12 protein-coding genes and 2 tRNA genes are annotated in these 18,346 nt (G+C 68.4%); 6 read left to right on the forward strand and 8 right to left on the reverse strand.

What is annotated here, in order from left to right:
- Positions 1 to 158 precede the first annotated feature (158 nt).
- Positions 159 to 3,476, forward strand: coding sequence for a pilus assembly protein (locus C9I47_RS05285; RefSeq protein ID WP_223250284.1), 3,318 nt, complete (start codon positions 159 to 161; stop codon positions 3,474 to 3,476).
- 485 nt (positions 3,477 to 3,961) lie between these two features.
- On the opposite strand, the gene C9I47_RS05290 is transcribed toward C9I47_RS05285, so the two are convergent.
- Together C9I47_RS05290 and C9I47_RS05295 are read right to left on the reverse strand one after the other, a co-directional pair.
- Positions 3,962 to 4,038, reverse strand: a tRNA-Asn gene (locus C9I47_RS05290).
- A 59-nt stretch (positions 4,039 to 4,097) separates the two neighbouring features.
- Positions 4,098 to 4,652, reverse strand: coding sequence for a GspH/FimT family pseudopilin (locus C9I47_RS05295; protein WP_190238651.1), 555 nt, complete (start codon positions 4,650 to 4,652; stop codon positions 4,098 to 4,100).
- Between the two features lie 150 nt (positions 4,653 to 4,802).
- Between C9I47_RS05295 and uvrB the strand changes: the two genes are divergently transcribed.
- From uvrB to C9I47_RS05320, 5 genes are all read left to right on the forward strand, one after another.
- Positions 4,803 to 6,866: an excinuclease ABC subunit UvrB gene (gene uvrB / locus C9I47_RS05300; RefSeq protein ID WP_111265825.1), complete on the forward strand. Its 2,064-nt coding sequence runs from the start codon at positions 4,803 to 4,805 to the stop codon at positions 6,864 to 6,866.
- 98 nt (positions 6,867 to 6,964) lie between these two features.
- Positions 6,965 to 7,039, forward strand: a tRNA-Val gene (locus C9I47_RS05305).
- A 434-nt stretch (positions 7,040 to 7,473) separates the two neighbouring features.
- The gene (gene imuA, locus C9I47_RS05310) at positions 7,474 to 8,082 is read left to right on the forward strand and encodes a translesion DNA synthesis-associated protein ImuA (protein ID WP_111265826.1); all 609 of its coding nucleotides are present in this window, start codon (positions 7,474 to 7,476) and stop codon (positions 8,080 to 8,082) included.
- Between the two features lie 6 nt (positions 8,083 to 8,088).
- Positions 8,089 to 9,495, forward strand: a complete 1,407-nt coding sequence (locus tag C9I47_RS05315; protein ID WP_111265827.1) for a Y-family DNA polymerase — start codon at positions 8,089 to 8,091, stop codon at positions 9,493 to 9,495.
- Positions 9,492 to 12,599: an error-prone DNA polymerase gene (locus C9I47_RS05320; protein WP_111265828.1), complete on the forward strand. Its 3,108-nt coding sequence runs from the start codon at positions 9,492 to 9,494 to the stop codon at positions 12,597 to 12,599. Before C9I47_RS05315 ends, C9I47_RS05320 begins: the two co-directional genes overlap by 4 nt.
- A 17-nt stretch (positions 12,600 to 12,616) precedes the next feature.
- On the opposite strand, the gene C9I47_RS05325 is transcribed toward C9I47_RS05320, so the two are convergent.
- The 6 genes from C9I47_RS05325 to C9I47_RS05350 are packed head-to-tail and all read right to left on the reverse strand — an operon-like array spanning position 12,617 to position 18,346.
- Positions 12,617 to 13,144, reverse strand: a complete 528-nt coding sequence (locus C9I47_RS05325) for a lipocalin family protein (RefSeq protein ID WP_111265829.1) — start codon at positions 13,142 to 13,144, stop codon at positions 12,617 to 12,619.
- Between the two features lies 1 nt (position 13,145).
- Positions 13,146 to 14,231, reverse strand: a complete 1,086-nt coding sequence (locus tag C9I47_RS05330; RefSeq protein WP_111265830.1) for an SAM-dependent methyltransferase — start codon at positions 14,229 to 14,231, stop codon at positions 13,146 to 13,148.
- A complete protein-coding gene (locus C9I47_RS05335) occupies positions 14,228 to 15,037 on the reverse strand; it encodes a DUF1295 domain-containing protein (RefSeq protein WP_111265831.1) in 810 nt (269 codons plus the stop codon). Before C9I47_RS05335 ends, C9I47_RS05330 begins: the two co-directional genes overlap by 4 nt.
- Entirely contained in the window at positions 15,037 to 16,296 is a 1,260-nt protein-coding gene (locus C9I47_RS05340) for an SAM-dependent methyltransferase (protein ID WP_111265832.1), read from the reverse strand. The genes C9I47_RS05335 and C9I47_RS05340 overlap by 1 nt, the downstream gene beginning before the upstream one ends.
- Positions 16,293 to 17,069, reverse strand: coding sequence for a DUF1365 domain-containing protein (locus tag C9I47_RS05345; protein ID WP_111265833.1), 777 nt, complete (start codon positions 17,067 to 17,069; stop codon positions 16,293 to 16,295). The genes C9I47_RS05340 and C9I47_RS05345 overlap by 4 nt, the downstream gene beginning before the upstream one ends.
- Positions 17,066 to 18,346: an NAD(P)/FAD-dependent oxidoreductase gene (locus C9I47_RS05350; protein WP_111265834.1), complete on the reverse strand. Its 1,281-nt coding sequence runs from the start codon at positions 18,344 to 18,346 to the stop codon at positions 17,066 to 17,068. Before C9I47_RS05350 ends, C9I47_RS05345 begins: the two co-directional genes overlap by 4 nt.

Raw genomic sequence — 18,346 nt, forward strand, 5'->3', positions numbered from 1 at the left:
ACGCACACGCTTGGACGCTGCCGGCGCTGGAGCGGAGTGATGTCCGCTTCATCGAGCCTTTCCATCCGCTGCGCCTGAAGCCGGTTGCCGGGTGACTGTGCGCAGGGCGGCGGCCGGTCGTGCCACCGCCAGCCCGCATCCAACTTCGCCGGATCCTGATGGAGACCGACGTGAAAGAACCTTGTTTGAAATCCGCTGCGCCGCGCCTGTTCAAGATCGCAACCGTCGCTTTTGTCGCTACCTTGATGGGCCTGCCGGTGCAGGCGGCGCTGACCGTACCACCCGTACCGCCACGTGCCGGCAACGGCGTGCCGCCGAACATTCTGTTCATTCTCGATGACTCAGGCTCGATGGCACTGCCGACAATGAGTAGCGCGACGGTTCCGACGGTGAGCCTCGGTATCTCCGACTTTACCTACGTCTCCAATACCGTCCACTACAACCCTGCGATTACCTACAGGCCGTGGATGAAGGCCGATGGAACGCGGCGAACCGGCGGCACGACGTATAACGCGGTCTACGCGAGTTTGAATCATGCTGGCGGTGCGTCCATCAATCTCAGAGACCCCAAGAGTTGCAGCGTCGAGGAGTTCAACGGGCAACCCATAACATTCTGTGGCGGCATCCAGTACTTCCACGTGCCCAAGAACAAAGGCAATACCGCCACCGCCTATCTGTCCAATGGCGCCAACTACTGGCGCTACTACATCCTCGACAACAGCTTTGCGGGCGATGCAGGCCGGGTCCTGCGATGCGGATACGCGTCGGGCACGGGCCTCTGGAACAACGGTTGCACCTGGGCGACACCGACCGGTCGCACCGACGCTCAGGAGCGGCAGAACTACGCCAGATGGTTTTCCTATCACCGTACCCGGATCAAGTCGGCCAAGGCCGGCTCCAGCGAGGCCTTCCAGTCGCTGGATGGCGACAAGTACCGGGTCGGCTTCACGACGATCTGGGGGCCGAACGGCGACGGCGCCGGCAATCCCGAGTTCCTGATTCCGGTCAATGCCGACAACGGCCTGTTCCGCGGCAACAACCGCGCCACCTGGTTCAACCGCCTGCACGGTACGCGTGCATACAACGGAACCCCGCTGTTGCCGGCGCTGGATCGCGCCGGCGGTTACTACTCAAGCACGTCCGACGACGGCCCAGGTGGTGGATTGAAGAACGGCAATGGCAGGCAGTTCGCGTGCCGGCAGAACTTCGCGATCCTGACCACCGACGGCTACTGGAACAGCGGGTCTTCCAACAAGGGCGATGCCGACAGCATCGCGGGCGACACCATCACCGGCCCGAACAGCGCCAAGTACACCTATAGGCCTTCGCGTCCGTACAGGGACAACCGTGGCCCGACCCTGGCCGATGTCGCGATGCACTACTGGAAGAACGACCTGCGTCCGGATCTGGACAATATCGTGCCGCAGTCGCCGGGCAATCCGGCGTTCTGGCAGCACATGGTCACCTTTGGCATCTCGATCGGCCTGCGGGGCACGCTTGATCCAAAGACCGCGGTCAACGCGTCCGGGGCCAGCAACGACCTGACCGATGGCGGGCTTTCATGGCCGAACCCGCTCGACGAGGAGGACAGCCACCGCATCGACGATCTGTTCCACGCGGCGGTCAACAGCCGCGGCAAGTTCGTCGCCGCCAGCGACCCGGCTGCATTTGCGAAGGGCCTGCAGGATGCGCTGGCGGCGATTGCCAACAACACCAGCTCAAGCTCGAGCGTGGCGGCCAGCAGTACTTCGCTGCAGGCCGGTAGCACCCTGTTCCAGGCGACCTTCGTCGGTGGGCAGTGGACAGGCGAGCTGAGAGGGCTGGCAGTGACGGCGTCGGGAATCGATGGCTCGAATCCGAAATGGGAGGCATCCCAGCAATTGCCCGCATTTGCCAGTCGCAAGATCTTCACTTCCGATCTCGCAACCACCGGCGCCGCGTTTCCGACCCTGTCGCAGATCGGGGCGCTGAATACGGTGGCCGCGCCCGCCGCGTCGAACGGGGCTGCTGTTGCCAATTATCTGAAGGGCGATACCTCGCAGGAAATACGCAATGGCGGCAGCTTCCGCGATCGCGTGGGCCTGCTCGGCGACATCATCCATAGTTCGCCGGCGTATCTGAGGGACAACGACACCGTATTCGTCGGAAGCAATGACGGCATGCTGCACGCCTTCGACGCGAGCTCGGGAGTCGAGCGTTTCGCCTACATACCCGGCGGCATTGCAATGACCGACCTCAAGACGCTGGTCGCGCCGGACTACGCGCACAAGTACTTCGTCGATGGGCCGGTCGTCGTTTCCACCAAGGCCCAGACTCCGAACAGGAATGTCCTGGTCGGAACGATGGGGCGGGGAGGCAGTGGCGTGTTCGCGCTGGACGTCACCAACCCCCGGAGCTTCGGCGCGTCCGATGTCGAGTGGGATCTGGCCTCGGTTCCGGACATGGGGCAGGTAATTGGCGACCCGTTCATCGCCAGGCTCAACAACGGCAAGACCGGCGTGATCATCGGCAACGGTGTCAACAGCCCTGATGACAAGGCCTACCTGATCGTCATCGATATCGCCGACGGCACGGTCCTGGCGACGATTCCGGCGGACGGTTCGGTCAACAACGGCCTGTCCTCGCCCAGGGGCGTGGACGAAGACCTCGACGGGGACGTGGATCATGTCTATGCCGGCGACCTGCTCGGCAATCTGTGGAAGTTCGATCTCAGCAACAGCAATGAGAGCAGGTGGGAGTCCGCCAACAAGGTCGGCAGCACGCCGGTGCCGCTGTTCGTCGCCAGGGACGCCGATGGCAACCGCCAGCCGATCAGTGGTGGTGTGACCACTGCGGTCGAGCCGGGGACTTTCAGGCGCTGGGTATTCTTCGGCACCGGCCGCTACATCACCAGTGCCGATCCGCAGGACAAGTCGGTGCAGACCATGTATGGCTTGATCGACGAGGCGGCGGCAATCGCCTCGCGTGCCGACCTGGTGAAGCGGACGACGGCCGCGGCAGGGGTCGTCGGCGGGCGCCGGGTGCGTACGTTCGAGCCTTCCAGCACCGCCATGCCGCCCGACAAGGAGGGGTGGTATGTCGACTTTGCGCCGCCGGCCCCCGGCACGGCCGAGGGCGAGCGGATGATCGGGAATCCCGATGTGGTCGCGCAGGTGCTGCAATTCTCCAGCATCGTTCCCAGCGACGATCCATGCGCGCCGGGCGGCAGGGGATTTGTCAATGTGCTGAATCCCTTCACCGGGGCCAGCGTCACCGACTATTTCTTCGACGCCGATGGCGATGGTGTGTTCTCTGACGATGAGCTCAATGGCAACGCTATAGGTTCGCTGGAGCTCGACGTGGGGATGGTCGGCGATGGCGTGTTGTTCGACAAGCTGCTCGGCGCCGGCGGCACCAAGGGCAATACCGACGACGTGAATGTCAACAATCCGGTCGCGCCCGGCCGAATCTCCTGGCGCGAGATATTGAGGAACTGACGCGCACCACGACCCGCATTGGAAACCCGTGAAACGGCCGTGAACCACAACCGGATCCGCTCGGGCCGCGGGCGTCGTGGCGTGCGGGCTTCCCTCTGACCGAGCCGGCGCCACGACGGGGGCGGCGACCGCTTGCCTGACGGAGCGGGCCCGCGGTTCATCAAGCGCTTCCCCGTGATCGGCATGTCCCGCGACAGGGGCGCTGGCGGCACTGCCCGGGCCGCGATACCGACGTTGCCACGTACCACAGCCTCCGCTTCAACGGAGCGCCTACGGGGCCCCTGGGCTCGGTTGCACGCTCAGGCCGTGCCGCCGTGCAGGCAGGCAAGCGATGGCAGCAAGTGCCGGCCCCGACCCTGAGCCCGCGGGGCCTCAAGGGCGGGGTGGGCCGCACGGCCTCGGCCGACGGCTGCCGGTAGCGCGATCCCGGCTTCGAGCGGACAACAAAAAGCCCGCCGGAGGCGGGCTCTTTGCTTTCTGGAATCTGGCGCCCGAAGTTGGACTCGAACCAACGACCCCCTGATTAACAGTCAAGTGCTCTAACCAGCTGAGCTATTCGGGCGGGGACGTGAATTGTAAGGCCTGTCCGGCCGGGGTCAAGCCCCCGACGGGCGAAATCCGCTAGCCGGGACAGGCGGTTGCGGTCCGCGGGCGCTCCATCCGGGTCCGCCCGGCGTTGTTGACCACCACCTTGCCCAGCATCAGGCCCTCCGCCGAGCAGATCCGGAAGGTCGCGTTGCTGCCGGCCGACCAGCCCAGGGCGTCGTAGGTGACCCGGGACCGCCCGGGCGTGGTGCTGACCCGCAGGCCGCCGCCGGTGCCCTCGAAGGCCTCGATGATCGCCGACGGCGCGGCCGGCTCGCCGCGCCGTCGCGGGTCGGAGAACACCAGCCAGCCGCCGCTCCAGAGCCCTTCCTGGAGGCAGTGGCGGCCGTCCCGGCTGGGGCAGACGCTGACCGGCCGGCCCTGCCGTATCGCGCTGATCCGCGCCAGTGCCAGCGAGACCGTCAGCCGATGCAGCGCCTCCGTGTTTCGATCGCGCTCGATCAGCGCCGCGAGCGAGGGCAGGGCGATGGCGGCGGCCACGGCGGCCAGCGCCATCGCAACCACCAGTTCGATCAGGGTGAAGCCGCTGTTGCGGGCGATGCGGGGTGTTCGGGTGCCGGGTGTTCTCATGTCGTCGGGCTCCTTGCCGGGAAACCCGATCCTGCGCCGCGCACCGGTCGCCTCCGTATCGGTGCGCTGGCCGGGCAGGGGTAGGAAAAGCGCCCGTCGCCCCCATCCCATTGTCTGACTACACTGAAAGGCCCGGCCGCGCTTCCCCACATGAACGACAGCCGTACCGCGATACGCGCCGCAGCCGCGGACGATGCCTCCGCCAGCGGATTCCAGCTGGTCTCCCCGTACCGCCCCGCCGGCGACCAGCCGCAGGCGATCGAGCGTCTGGTGGCGGGGTTCGAGGACGGCCTGGCCCACCAGACCCTGCTGGGCGTGACCGGCTCGGGCAAGACCTACACGATCGCCAACGTGGTCCAGCAGGTGCAGAAGCCGACCCTGGTGATGGCCCACAACAAGACCCTCGCCGCGCAGCTGTACGGCGAGTTCAAGGCGTTCTTCCCGCACAACGCGGTCGAGTACTTCGTCAGCTACTACGACTACTACCAGCCCGAGGCCTACGTGCCGTCCTCCGACACCTTCATCGAGAAGGACAGCTCGGTGAACGAACACATCGAGCAGATGCGGCTGTCGGCGACCAAGGCCCTGCTGGAGCGGCGCGACGCCCTGATCGTCTGCACCGTCTCGGCGATCTACGGCCTGGGCGATCCGAACGAGTACTTCCGCATGGTCCTGCACATGGTGCGCGGCGAGCGGATCGACCAGCGCGAGCTGATCCGGCGCCTGACCGAGATGCAGTACACCCGCAACGACACCGAGCTGCGTCGCGGCACCTACCGGGTGCGCGGCGAGGTGATCGACGTGCATCCGGCCGAGAGCGACGACGAGGCGCTGCGGATCGAGCTGTTCGACGGCGAGATCGAGCAGCTGACCCTGTTCGACCCGCTCACCGGCGAGACCGGCGAGAAGCAGCAGCGCTACACGATCTACCCCGGCTCGCACTACGTCACCACCCGGCGCACCGTGCTCGACGCGATCGAGACGATCAAGGAGGAGCTGCGCGTGCGCCTGGAGCAGCTCTACGCGGACAACCGGCTGGTCGAGGCCCAGCGCCTGGCCCAGCGCACCCAGTTCGACCTGGAGATGCTGGCCGAGGTCGGCTACTGCAACGGCGTGGAGAACTATTCCCGTCACCTGACCGGGCACATGCCCGGCGAGCCGCCGCCGTGCCTGTTCGACTACCTGCCGTCGGACGCGCTGCTGGTGATCGACGAGTCGCACGTGACCGTCCCGCAGATCGGCGCGATGTACAAGGGCGACCGCTCGCGCAAGGAAACCCTGGTCGAATTCGGCTTCCGCCTGCCGTCGGCGCTGGACAACCGGCCGCTGAAGTTCGAGGAGTGGGAAGGCCGTTCGCCACGGACCATCTTCGTGTCGGCGACCCCGGGCCCCTACGAGCTGCGGCACTCCGGCGACGAGGTGATCGAGCTGGTGGTGCGGCCGACCGGCCTGATCGATCCCGAGGTCGAGATCCGCCCGGTGGCGACCCAGGTCGACGACGTGATGGGCGAGATCCACGAGCGGGTCGCGATGGGCGACCGCGTGCTGATCACCACCCTGACCAAGCGCATGGCCGAGAACCTGACCGAGTACCTCGGCGAGCACGGCATACGGGTGCGCTACCTGCACTCGGACGTGGACACCGTCGAGCGGGTGGAGATCATCCGCGACCTGCGCCTGGGCAAGTTCGACGTGCTGGTCGGCATCAACCTGCTGCGCGAGGGCCTCGACATGCCCGAGGTGTCGCTGGTGGCGATCCTCGATGCCGACAAGGAGGGCTTCCTGCGCTCGACCGGGGCGTTGATCCAGACCATCGGCCGCGCCGCCCGCAACGTCCGCGGCAAGGCGATCCTGTACGCGGACCGGGTGACCAAGTCGATGCAGGCGGCGATCGACGAGACCGACCGCCGCCGCCAGAAGCAGGTCGAGCACAACACCGAGCACGGCATCACCCCGCAATCGATCAACAAGGCGGTGGCCGACATCATGGAAGGCGCCCGCGCCGAGCCTGACGCCGCCCGCACCCGCGGCCGTGGCCGCAAGGTCGCCGAGCCCGCCGCCGACTACGCCTCGATGGAACCCAGGCAACTGGCGGCGCGGATCAAGGAGCTGGAGCAGCGCATGTACCAGCACGCCCGCGACCTGGAGTTCGAGCAGGCGGCGGCGGTCCGCGACGAACTCCATCGGCTGAAGGAGCAGGGCTTCGCCGGCTGAATCGAGATCCGCGCGCCGATCATCGATCCGGGTATTGTCGAAGCCGATCGGGTGGGATACACTGCGCGCCCTTCGCCGGGTGGTTTGGCCGGCGGGACGGGCGGTTAGCTCAGCGGTAGAGCACTACCTTGACATGGTAGGGGTCACAGGTTCGAACCCTGTACCGCCCACCAAACTATCGGGTCGCATCGATGGCCCAACGAGCAGCTCCGAATTGTCCTGGGTGACGGTTCGGGGCTGTTTTCGTATGGGGCGGACGATGAGCCGGCCGCATGTTCAAGTGCCGGGTTCCGCACAGCAGCATGAGCGGCCGGCGCCAGGCATGCGATGCCCGTCCGCGAGCCACCTGTCCGGGGCCGTCGCTTTCTGTCCGATGCTTGTCTCGAGCGCCTGCCCGGACGCTTGCCGGGTCGCTGCGGCACGCATTCCGGCGTCGGGACCGCCAGGTACGCGAGCCGACCAATGGTCGAGGTCGTTAGTAGCATTGCTACTAAATTGAGATACCATGAGCTGTCTCAGGCTGTGCGCCATCCGCCCGCGAGACTGTCTCCATGCCACTTGCCCAAGCTCCTGATAGCGCGTCCCTGCCGGCTTCCGGAGCCGTGTGATGGGGGCGGTCGTCGCCATCGATTCGCTGCTCGGTTCCGGCCGGGTCTGGCGTGGACAGGCCACGGTGGAGGTGCCGGCATCGGCCCAGCCCACCGGGCATCCCATGCTGGATGCGGCGCTGCCGAGCGGCGGTTGGCCGGCGACCGGACTGTCGGAGATCCTGATGTCGGACGATGGCGTCGGCGAGCTGGCCCTGCTGTGGCCCGTGCTGGCCCGGTTGAGCACGGCCGGAGGGCGGGTGGTGTTGATCGCGCCGCCGTATCGGCCGCATGCGCCGGCCTGGGCCGGGGCCGGGCTCGACCTGCGCCGCGTGCAGGTCGTGCAGGCCGCGCCCCGCGATGCGCTGTGGGCGGCCGAGCAGTGCCTGCGTTCGGCCGCCTGTGCGGCGGTGCTGTGTTGGCCGCAGAAGGCGGACGACAAGGCGCTGCGCCGGTTGCAGGTCGCCGCCGAGAGCGGGCAGTGCCTGGGCTTCGTGTTCCGCGATGCGCGCCAGGCGCGCAATCCGTCGCCGGCACCGCTGCGCTTGCGGTTCGAGGCCGGCCAGGTGCGGGTGCTCAAGTGTCGCGGCGGGGTCGTGCCGGCGCGACCGCTGACGCTGGCGCAGTGAGCCGCGATGCGTTGGGCCTGCCTGCTCCTGCCGCAACTGGCGATGGACGCGGTCCTGCGCCAGCAGAGCGATCCCGACGCCGCGCTGGCGCTGGTGAGCGGTCCGGCCCAGCGGCGCGTCCTGCATGCGGTCAGTCCGGCCGCGCGCCGGCTTGGCCTGCGTCGCGGCATGCTGCTCTCGGCCGCGCAGGTGCTGACCCGCGAGTTCGCGATCCAGGCCCACGACCCGCGCCAGGAGTTCCAGGCCTGGACCCTGTTGGCGACCTGGGCCTACGGCTTCAGTTCGCAGGTCTGCACGGACTTCCCGCACGCGCTGGTGCTGGAGGTCGGCGCCAGCCGCGCCCTGTTCGGCGACTGGCCGGCGATCGAGCGACGCCTGCGCATCGAGCTCGAGGCACTGGGCTTCCGTCACCGGCTGGTGGCCGCGCCTTACCCGCATGCGGCGCATGTGCTGGCCCATGTCCATGACGGCCTGGGTGTCGATGAAGGCCGGGTCGAGACCGCGCTGGCGCAGGTGCCGGTCGAACGCAGCGGCCTGCCGCGCAACGTGGTCGCGACCCTGGCGCGCTCGGGCCTGCGCACGCTGGGGGCGGTGTTCGCGCTGGTGCGCGAGAGCCTGGTGCGACGCTTTCCGCCGGAGGTGCTCGCGCAACTGGACGCGATGCGCGGACGGCAGTCGCCGCCACTGCGCTACTTCCAGCCGCCGGACCGCTTCGAGGCCCGGATCGAGTTCGAGTACGAGGTCGAGTCCAGCACCGCGCTGCTGTTCCCGCTGCGTCGCCTGGTCGGCGACCTGGCCGCGTTCCTGTCCTCGCGCGACGGCGGCGTGCAGCGTTTCGTGCTGCGCTTCGAGCACGAACGTCATGCCGACAGCGAGCTGGCCGTGGGCCTGCTCAGCGCCGAGCGCGAGGCCGCGGTGCTGTTCGATCTGGCCCGCAGCCGTCTCGATCATCTGAGTTTGCCGGCCGCCACCCGCGGCATGGTGCTGGTCGCCGAGGAGTTGCCGCCGTTCGTGCCGCTGGCGCGCGACCTGTTCGACACCCGCCCGCAGCAGGCGCTGCCGTGGGAGCAGTTGCGCGAACGCCTGCGCGCACGGCTCGGCGACGCCGCGGTACAGGACCTGTCGGTGCGGGCCGAGCACCGGCCCGAGCGGGCATCGGGCCAGGCGCCGGATTCGCTGCTGCCGCCATCGCTGCCGCCGCGCCCGGCCTGGTTGCTGCCGCAGCCGGTGCCGCTGCGCGGCTTCGACCTGCGCATCCTGGCCGGGCCCGAGCGTATCGAGTCCGGATGGTGGGACGGTGGCGATGTGCGCCGCGACTACTACGTGGTGCAGACCCGCGAAGGCCAGCGTGCCTGGGCCTTCACCGCGCCGGGCGAGCGCGGCCCGTTCATGCTGCACGGATGGTTCGCATGAGCGCGCCGGATGCCGTCGACGCGTTGCCGGACTACGCCGAGCTGCACTGTCTGTCGGCCTTCAGCTTCCAGCGCGGCGCCTCGACCGCGGCCGAGCTGTTCGAGCGCGCCCGCGAGCAGGGCTATGCGGCATTGGCGATCACCGACGAATGTTCGCTGGCCGGTATCGTCCGTGCCCATGAGGCGTCGAAGGAGACCGGGGTACCGCTGATCGTCGGCGCCGAGTTCCGTGTCGAGGACGGCCCGACACTGGTGCTGTTGTGCGAGACGCTGGCCGGTTACCAGCGCCTGTGCCGGCTGATCACGCTGGCGCGGCGGCGGGCGAGGAAGGGCGAATACCGCTGCCTGCGCGAGGACTTCGACGATGGCATGGACGGTCTGTCATGCCTGCTGTGCCAGGTGCGGTCGAGTCCGGACCAGGATATCGAGTGGCTGAAGCGGCTGTTCCCGCGGCGGCTGTGGCTGGCGGTCGAACTGCATCGCGGCGCTGACGACGAGCGACGCCTGCAGGCGCTGGCCGGGCTGGCCGCGCACCACCGGCTGCCGATGGTCGCCGCCGGCGACGTCCACATGCACGTGCGCCGTCGCCGCGCGTTGCAGGACACCCTGACCGCGATCCGCCATCACTGCACCCTGGCCGAGGCGGGATGGCGGCTGTTCCCGAACGGCGAGCGTCATCTGCGCACCCGCCGCGCGCTGGCGGCGATCCATCCGCCGGCGTTGCTGGCCGAAAGCGTGCGTATCGCCCGTCGCTGCGGTTTCAGCCTCGACCAGTTGCGCTATACCTATCCGCGCGAGCTGGTGCCGGAGGGGCATACGCCGACCAGCTGGCTGCGCCATCTGGCCGAGCAGGGCGCGCGAACGCGCTGGCCCGACGGGGTGCCGGACAAGGCCCGCGCGCTGATCGAGCATGAGCTGTCGTTGATCGCCGAACTGGCTTACGAATCGTACTTCCTGACCGTGCACGACATCGTCCGCTTTGCGCGCGGACGCGGGATCCTGTGCCAGGGTCGCGGTTCGGCGGCGAACTCGGTGGTGTGCTTCGCGCTGGGAGTGACCGAACTCGATCCCTCGCGGATGAATCTGCTGTTCGAGCGCTTCGTCTCGCGCGAGCGCAACGAGCCGCCGGACATCGACATCGATTTCGAGCACGAGCGCCGCGAGGAAGTGCTGCAGTACGTGTTCCAGCGCTACGGCCGCGAGCGCGCCGCGCTGACCGCGGTCGCGATCAGTTACCGGGGGCGCAGCGCGATCCGCGACGTGGCCCGGGCGCTGGGGCTGCCGCCGGACCAGGTCAACGAACTGGCCGCGACCCTGCATCACTGGAGCAGCAGCGCGCCGTTGCCGGAGGCGCTGCGCGAACGCGGTTTCGACCCGGACACGCCGCTGATGCAACGGGTGATCGCGCTGACCGGCGAGTTGATCGACTTCCCGCGCCACCTGTCGCAGCACCCGGGCGGCTTCGTGATCTCCGAATATCCGCTGCACACCCTGGTGCCGGTCGAGAACGCGGCGATGGACGAGCGCACCGTGATCCAGTGGGACAAGGACGACCTGGACACGCTCGGGCTGATGAAGGTCGACTGCCTGGCGCTGGGGATGCTGACCGCGGTGCGCAAATGCCTGGACCTGCTGCGCGATACCGGGCGCCGCGACCTGGCCCTGGCGACGATCCCGGCCGACGACAAGCCGACCTACGCGATGATGGGGCGGGCCGACACCGTCGGCGTGTTCCAGATCGAGTCGCGCGCGCAGATGTCGATGCTGCCGCGGCTGCGCCCGAAGGATTTCTACGACGTGGTGATCCAGGTCGCGATCGTCCGCCCCGGACCGATCCAGGGCGACATGGTCCATCCCTATCTGCGCCGGCGCCGCGGCGAGGAGGCGATCGACTATCCGCCGCAATTGCAGGGGGTGTTCGAGCGGACCCTGGGAGTGCCGTTGTTCCAGGAGCAGGTGATGCAACTGGCGGTGACCGCGGCCGGCTTCACCCCCGGCGAGGCCGACCAGCTGCGCCGCTCGATGGCGGCCTGGAAGCGTCGCGGCGGACTGGAGCCGCACCAGGAGCGGCTGACCGCCGGCATGCTCGAGCGCGGCTACAGCCGCGAGTACGCCGAGCAGTTGTTCGAGCGGATCAAGGGCTTCGGCAGCTATGGCTTCCCGGAAAGCCACTCGGCCAGCTTCGCCCTGATCGCCTACGCCAGCGCCTGGCTCAAGTGCCACGAACCGGCCGCCTTCGCCGCCAGCCTGATCAACAGCATGCCGCTGGGCTTCTACACCTCCGACCAGATCCTGCAGGACGCGCGCCGGCACGGCATCCGGGTGTTGCCGGTGGACGCGCGCTACAGCCATTGGGATTGCACGCTGGAGCCCATGCGTCCCGAAGGCGCGGGACAGCCCGCGATCCGCATGGGCCTGCGAATGATCGCCGGCTTCCGGCAGGATGCCGCCGAGCGGCTGACCGCCGCACGCGGGCAGCGTTCCTTTATCGATGCCGCCGACCTCGCCGGCCGTGCCGGTCTCGACCCGCGTCACCTGGCCCTGCTGGCCGATGCGGCCGCGCTCAAGGGCCTGGCAGGGCACCGCCATCGCGCGCGCTGGAAGGTGTCGGGGGTGGAGAAACCGCTGCCGTTGTTCGACGGCGTGCCGGCCACGGTCGAGCCGACACCGTCGCTGCCGGTGCCCAGCGCGTTCGAGGACATGCAGGCCGACTACGCGACCACCGACACCACCCTGGGCCGGCACCCGATGAGCTTCATCCGCCGCCAGCTGGCCGCACGCCGGTTCCGGCGCTCCTCGGAGCTGGCCACGCTCGCGCACGGGCGCCGGGTGCGCTTCGCCGGCATCGTGCGCATGCGCCAGCGGCCGCAGACCGCCAGCGGGGTCACCTTCGTCACCCTCGAGGACGAGGACGGCATGGTCAACGCGGTGGTCTGGCACCACGTCGCCGAGCGCCAGCACCGGGTCCTGGTCGACAGCCGCCTGCTGGCGATCGACGGGCGGCTGGAGCGCGTCGACGGCGTCCAGCATCTGATCGTCGAGCGGATGCAATGCGTCGACGCCTTGCTGGACGGGATCGACGCGCGCAGCCGGGATTTCCGTTAGCCCACGGCGATCGTCCGTCAGTGCGGCACCCGGCGGATCTTCGATACGTCGTAGCCCAACGCCTCGATCTGGCGGATCCGGGCCCGGTAGTCGGTATCGGGAATGTCCGGTGTGCGCGCCATCAGCCAGACATAGTCGCGCTTGCTGCGGCCGACGATGGTCTGCCGGTAATCCTCGTCCAGGTAGACGATCACGTACTCGGCCTGGATCGGCCATACGAACTGCATGTCCCAGACCGCGCCGTTGCTGTCGGGGCGAACGGTTCCGATCGGTCGCATGGTCTTCCGCGGGCCATCCAGCGAGCCCTTGCGGAAGCGGAACGTGGTCTGGATGCGTCCGTCGGGCCTGAGCGCATAGGACTCGACCGCGGCGTAGGCCTCGCGTTCGGGGTAGGACGGAATGTGTGCGATCACGTACCAGTCGCCCATGAATCGGGGCACGTCCACGTTCGCCACCGGCGCAATGTCTGGCTTGACGTTGCCGGAGCGGCAGGCGGTTGCCGCGACGATGAGCGCGATCAGCAGGGCGAGTCGGAGCGGTCGCATGTCACTGCCCCGGCCGGGGACGCTCGAAACGGTAGTGAGCGACCAGCCATTCCTGTCCGTCGCGATAGCCGAACATTTCCGCGCAGGCCATCCAGAACATCCGCCAGCGCTGGTGCCAGAGCGGTGCAGCGGCATCGCCATAGGCCTCCTTCAGCACCGCCAGCACCGCATCGCGATTGCGGTCGTGGCGCTCGAGCCAGTGCTCGGCGGTCCGCTGGTAGTGGCGGCCATCCAGCAGCCAGCGCTGACGCAACTGCAGTCGCTCCTGGAAGAACAGCAGCAGGTCGGCCGACGGCATGATGCCGCCGGTGAAGAAATGCCGTCCCATCCAGTTGTCCTCGCCCTCGATCTCGAACGGATACATCAGCTGGCGGTGGGCGAAGATGTGGACGAACAGCGTCCCACCGGGCCGCAGGCCGTCGTGGATGCGGCGCATCAGCTCGCCGTGGTTGCGCACGTGCTCGAACATTTCCACCGACACGCAGCGATCGAAGCTTGCCGGCGCCAACTGCAGACGGTTGACGTCCTCGGTGATCACGCGAACATTGCCGAGGCCGCGTTCGGCGCAGCGCGCCATGATGAACTCGCGCTGCGAGTGCGAGTTGGACACGGCGGTGATGCGCGCGTTCGGATAGCGTTCCGCCATCCACAACGTCAGCGAACCCCAGCCGCAGCCCAGCTCCAGGATGTCCTGGCCGTCGGCCAGCGCGGCGCGCTGTTCATACAGGGCCAGCATCGCCTCCTCGGCCTGGTCCAGGGTCCGCGTGCCTTCGGGATAGAAGCAGGCGCTGTACTTCAGGCGCCGGCCCAGACAGTGCCGGAAGAACGCCGGGGGCAGTTCGTAATGCTGGCGGTTGGCCGCATCGGTATGCACGGCCAACGGGCTCCGGAGCAGTTCGCGCAGGCGCAGGGACAGGCGCGCGGACTGCCCCTCCAGCCCGCCTGCGGACTCCTCGCGCAGGCGTTGCGCGCACAGGCGGCGGATGCCCGTGCGTATCAGCGCGTCGGGCAGCAATCCGCGTTCGGCCAGTCCCAGAACGCCGGATGCCGCGCGTTCGCCGGGCAGCGCTTCTGCCATCGAGTTCATCGTCTTGCCTCCTCGGAACGGACGCTCGCGGGGGAGCGGGGAAACCAGGGGATCAACATCGGCGTGCGCCGCTGGTACTCGCGGTACGATTCGCCGCGCGTGCGCAAGGCCTGTGCCTCGGTGTACGGGATGCCGCTGATCCAGCGCAGGAACAGGTACATCACCAGCGGCCCCGACCATGCCAGCCACGCCCAGGGCGACCCGACCGCCAACGCGGCATAGGCGAACCAGTGCAGCCATTCGAAGAAGTAGTTCGGGTGCCGCGAGTAGCGCCAAAGCCCTTGGTCGCAGACCCGGTCGGAGCGGCCCGCGGAGGCGCGGAAGCGCGCCAGCTGGCGGTCGGCGATGGCCTCGCCGACCACGCTGGCAGCGCCGATCGCCACCGCCAGCGCGATCCATGGCCAGAATCCGGCGACCGGACTGCGGGCGACGGCCGCGAACGGCAACGAGAACATCACCACCAGCACCGCCTGTCCGACGAAGAACAGGTAGAACTTGCCCTGGTGGCCGTGCCAGTGCGCGCGCAGATGGCGATAGCGGCCGTCCTCGGGTTCGTCGCGCACGCGTCGCCACAGGTGCAGCGACAACCGCAGTCCCCAACTGCCGCCCAATACGGCCAGTGCGACGCGCGCCTGCCATGCGCCGTCGCCGATGATGGCCAGCAGCACGGCATTGGCGCCGACGCAGGCGGCCCACAACACATCGACGATGCCGGCATTGGCATGGCGGCGTTGCCACCACCAGCCCACGCTCATCGCGGCCATGGCCAGCGATCCGATCACGGCGAGTGCGTGTATCGGATTCATCACGAAGCGGTGGCTCCGGCCGGGGCGCGGCCTGGGCGGGCCATCAGCAGATGGGAGACGCCGATCGAGCGCTCCATGAAGCCGCCCTCGCAATAGGCCAGATAGAACTCCCACAACCGGATGAAGCGCTCATCGAAGCCCTGCGCGCGGACTTCGGGCAGCCGTGTCATGAACCGTCTGCGCCAGGCGCGCAGGGTCAGCGCATACGAGGGACCGAAGTCCTCCTGTCCGATCACCTGCAGGTCGCTGGCGCGGGTCTTGGCCTGGTGCAGCGCGGTGAGCGAGGGAATGAAACTGCCCGGGAACACGAAGCGCTTGATGAAGTCCACCGAGTCCCGGGCCTGGACATAGCGATGGTCCTCGATGGTGATCGCCTGCAACAGGCCCCGGCCACCAGGCCTGAGCAGGCGGCCGAGCCGGTCGAAGAAGGTGTCCAGGTACTGCGCGCCGATCGCCTCCACCATCTCGATCGACACCAGCTTGTCGTACTCGCCCCGCAGATCGCGGTAATCCTGCAGCAGCAGGGTCACGCGGTCCTGCAGGCCGGCCTCGGCGATCCTTCGGCTGGCCAGGGCATGCTGTTCGCGCGAGATGGTGGTGGTGGTGACGTGGCAGCCGTGGTGGCGGGCGGCATGCAGCGCGAATCCGCCCCAGCCGGTACCGATCTCGACGACCCGGTCGCCGGGCGCCAGCGCCAGCTTGCGGCACACCGTGTCGAGCTTGCGTCGCGAGGCCGACTCCAGATCCTCGTCCGGGGAGGCGAACATCGCCGACGAGTACATCAGGTCCGGCGACAGGAACAGCGCGAAGAAATCGTTGCCCAGGTCGTAGTGCGCGGCAATGTTGCGCCGGCTGCCGCCGCGCGTATTGCGGCGCAGCGCGTTCCAGCCGCGCAGCGCCCACCCGCCCAGGCGGGCAACGCCGCGCTCCATGCCGTCCAGCAGTGCCCGGTTGCGCACCAGCAGGCGCACCAGGGTCACCAGATCGTTGCAGCGCCAGTGACCGTCCAGGTAGGCCTCGCCGGCCCCCACGCTGCCCTGCGCCGCGACCGCCCGATAGAACGCCGGATTGTCGATGCGGACATGCACGGTCGGCAGGTCGCCGTCCGCCGTCCCGCCAAAGCGCCGTTCGCCCAGCGCATCGTGGACGATCAGCGCACCGCCGCACAGGCCATCCAGACGAGCCATCAACTGCTCGCGCAACCAGCGTTCCATCGCACCGTAGGAGAGGGGAGTCGAAAAGTTCGCGATCCGATTCATGGGGCACCGTCGGCGGGAGAAGGGTGGTCGTGCACGGGCGTCCGCTTCATCCACAGGCGCAATGCCTGCCAGTGGATCGAGCCGATCACCTGCGCGGTCATCAGCGGATAGCGCCACAGCACGCGCGCCAGCGTGCGGCCGTCGAGCGGCTGGCGGATCAGGGACAGGTTGGCGTCGAAGGTGCGCTGGTGCTCATGGCTCACCCGCATGTGCACGCGAAGCCTGCGTTCGGGCGCATCGAGTCGCCACCGGTAGGCGCAGGCCATCGGCATGAACGGAGATACGTGAAAGGCCTTGTCGAATCGCCACTCCCAGCCGTCGCCGTAGCGGATGCCTTCCTCGACCGGCAGCACATAGCTGTGCCGTTCGCGCCACGGGGTGTTGGTGATCTCCGCCAGCACCGCATCCAGCGTGCGTCCGTCGGGCCGGAAGCAGTAGTAGAAGCTGACCGGATTGAACACGTAGCCGGCGTAGCGCAGATGCGTGAGCAGGCGCACCGGGCCTTCGGGGCGGCGGCCAAGACGTTCGGCCACGCGGTCGCGCACCGCGTCGGCGAGCGGCTTGGTGTGCGGCCCCAGGTAGTCGTCGCGGCGGAACTCGGCCAGGTTGCGTCGATCCACCGACCACAGCCAGCGGTGGGCGAACACTTGCCCGATCTCGTCCAGGTCCAGATACAGTTGCGCCATCCGGTAGCGGAACGCATGGCGACTGGGCGCGTACCGCCGGTGCCATACCCGTCCTTCGTACACCGCGCTGGCCAGTGGCGCGCTCATGCGATCGCCGTCTCGGGCCGATGGTGCGAGTCGGACGAAGCCCTCGCCTCCAATGCGTCGACCGCCTCGTAGGCGCTGCGGATGCCGTCCTCGTGGAAGCCCCACCCCCAGTAGGCCCCGGCGAACCAGGTGCGCCGCCGGCCCTGGATCTCGGCCCGGCGATGCTGCGCGGCGATCATGGCGTGGTCGTAGACCGGATGCCGATAGTGCATCCGGCGCAGTATCCGTGCGGGGTCGATCGTATCGCTGCGATTGAGCGTGACCACGAACGGGTCCGGCGATTCGAACCCCTGCAGCAGGTTCATGCAGTAACTGACGGTGCAGGGGGCGCCGGGGTCGTCAGGAACATGCGCGTTCCAGGCTGCCCAGGCCTTGCGGTTGCGCGGCAGCAGGCGAGCGTCGGTATGCAGGACCGTGTCGTTGGACTGGTAGCGGATCGCGCCCAGGATGTCGCGCTCGCGCGCGTCGGCATCCGGGAGCAGCGCCAGCGCGTCGTCGCTGTGACAAGCCATCACCACGTGGTCGAAGCGCTCGCTTCCGGCCGCCGATTCCACCCGCACGCCGTCGGCGTCGCGCCGCACCGCGCGCACCGGACATCCGACACGCTCCCGGACCTGCCAGCGGGCGCGCAACGCCCGCACATAGCTGGCCGAGCCGCCGACCACCACGCGCCAGGGCGCGCGCCGGCCCAGGGTCAGCATCTGATGGTTGGCCATGAACCGGATCAGGTAGCGGAGGGGGAAGGCGAGAATGCGCTCCGGCGGCGACGACCACAGCGCGGAGGCCATCGGCACCAGATGTTCGTCGCGGAACGCGGTTCCGTAGCGGCCGGCCTCAAGGTAGTCGCCGAGGGTGGGGCCGGGACCGGCGCCTTCCAGCAGTGCCGGCGCACGCCGATAGAAGCGCGCGAGGTCGCCGAGCATGCCCCAGAAACGCGGCGACAGCAGGTTGCGCCGCTGACAGAACAGTCCATCCAGCGAGGTGGCGTTGTATTCCAAGCCGCTGCGCGCGCTGTGCACGGAAAAGCTCATCGTGGTGGGGCGCGAGGCCACGCCAAGTTCGTCGAAAAGCGCGCACAGCAGCGGGTAGTGCGCGGGGTTGAAGACGATGAAGCCGCTGTCGACCGCGTAGCGGCGCCCCGCCTGCTCGAGCTCGTGGGTATGGGTGTGCCCGCCCAGGTAGTCGTTGGCTTCGTAAAGCACCACCCGGTGCCGGCGCGAGAGCTTCCACGCCGATGCGAGGCCAGCGATGCCGGAACCGACCACGGCGATGCGCAT

This window comes from Marilutibacter maris, assembly GCF_003233695.1.
Classification (GTDB): Bacteria; Pseudomonadota; Gammaproteobacteria; order Xanthomonadales; family Xanthomonadaceae; genus Marilutibacter; species Marilutibacter maris.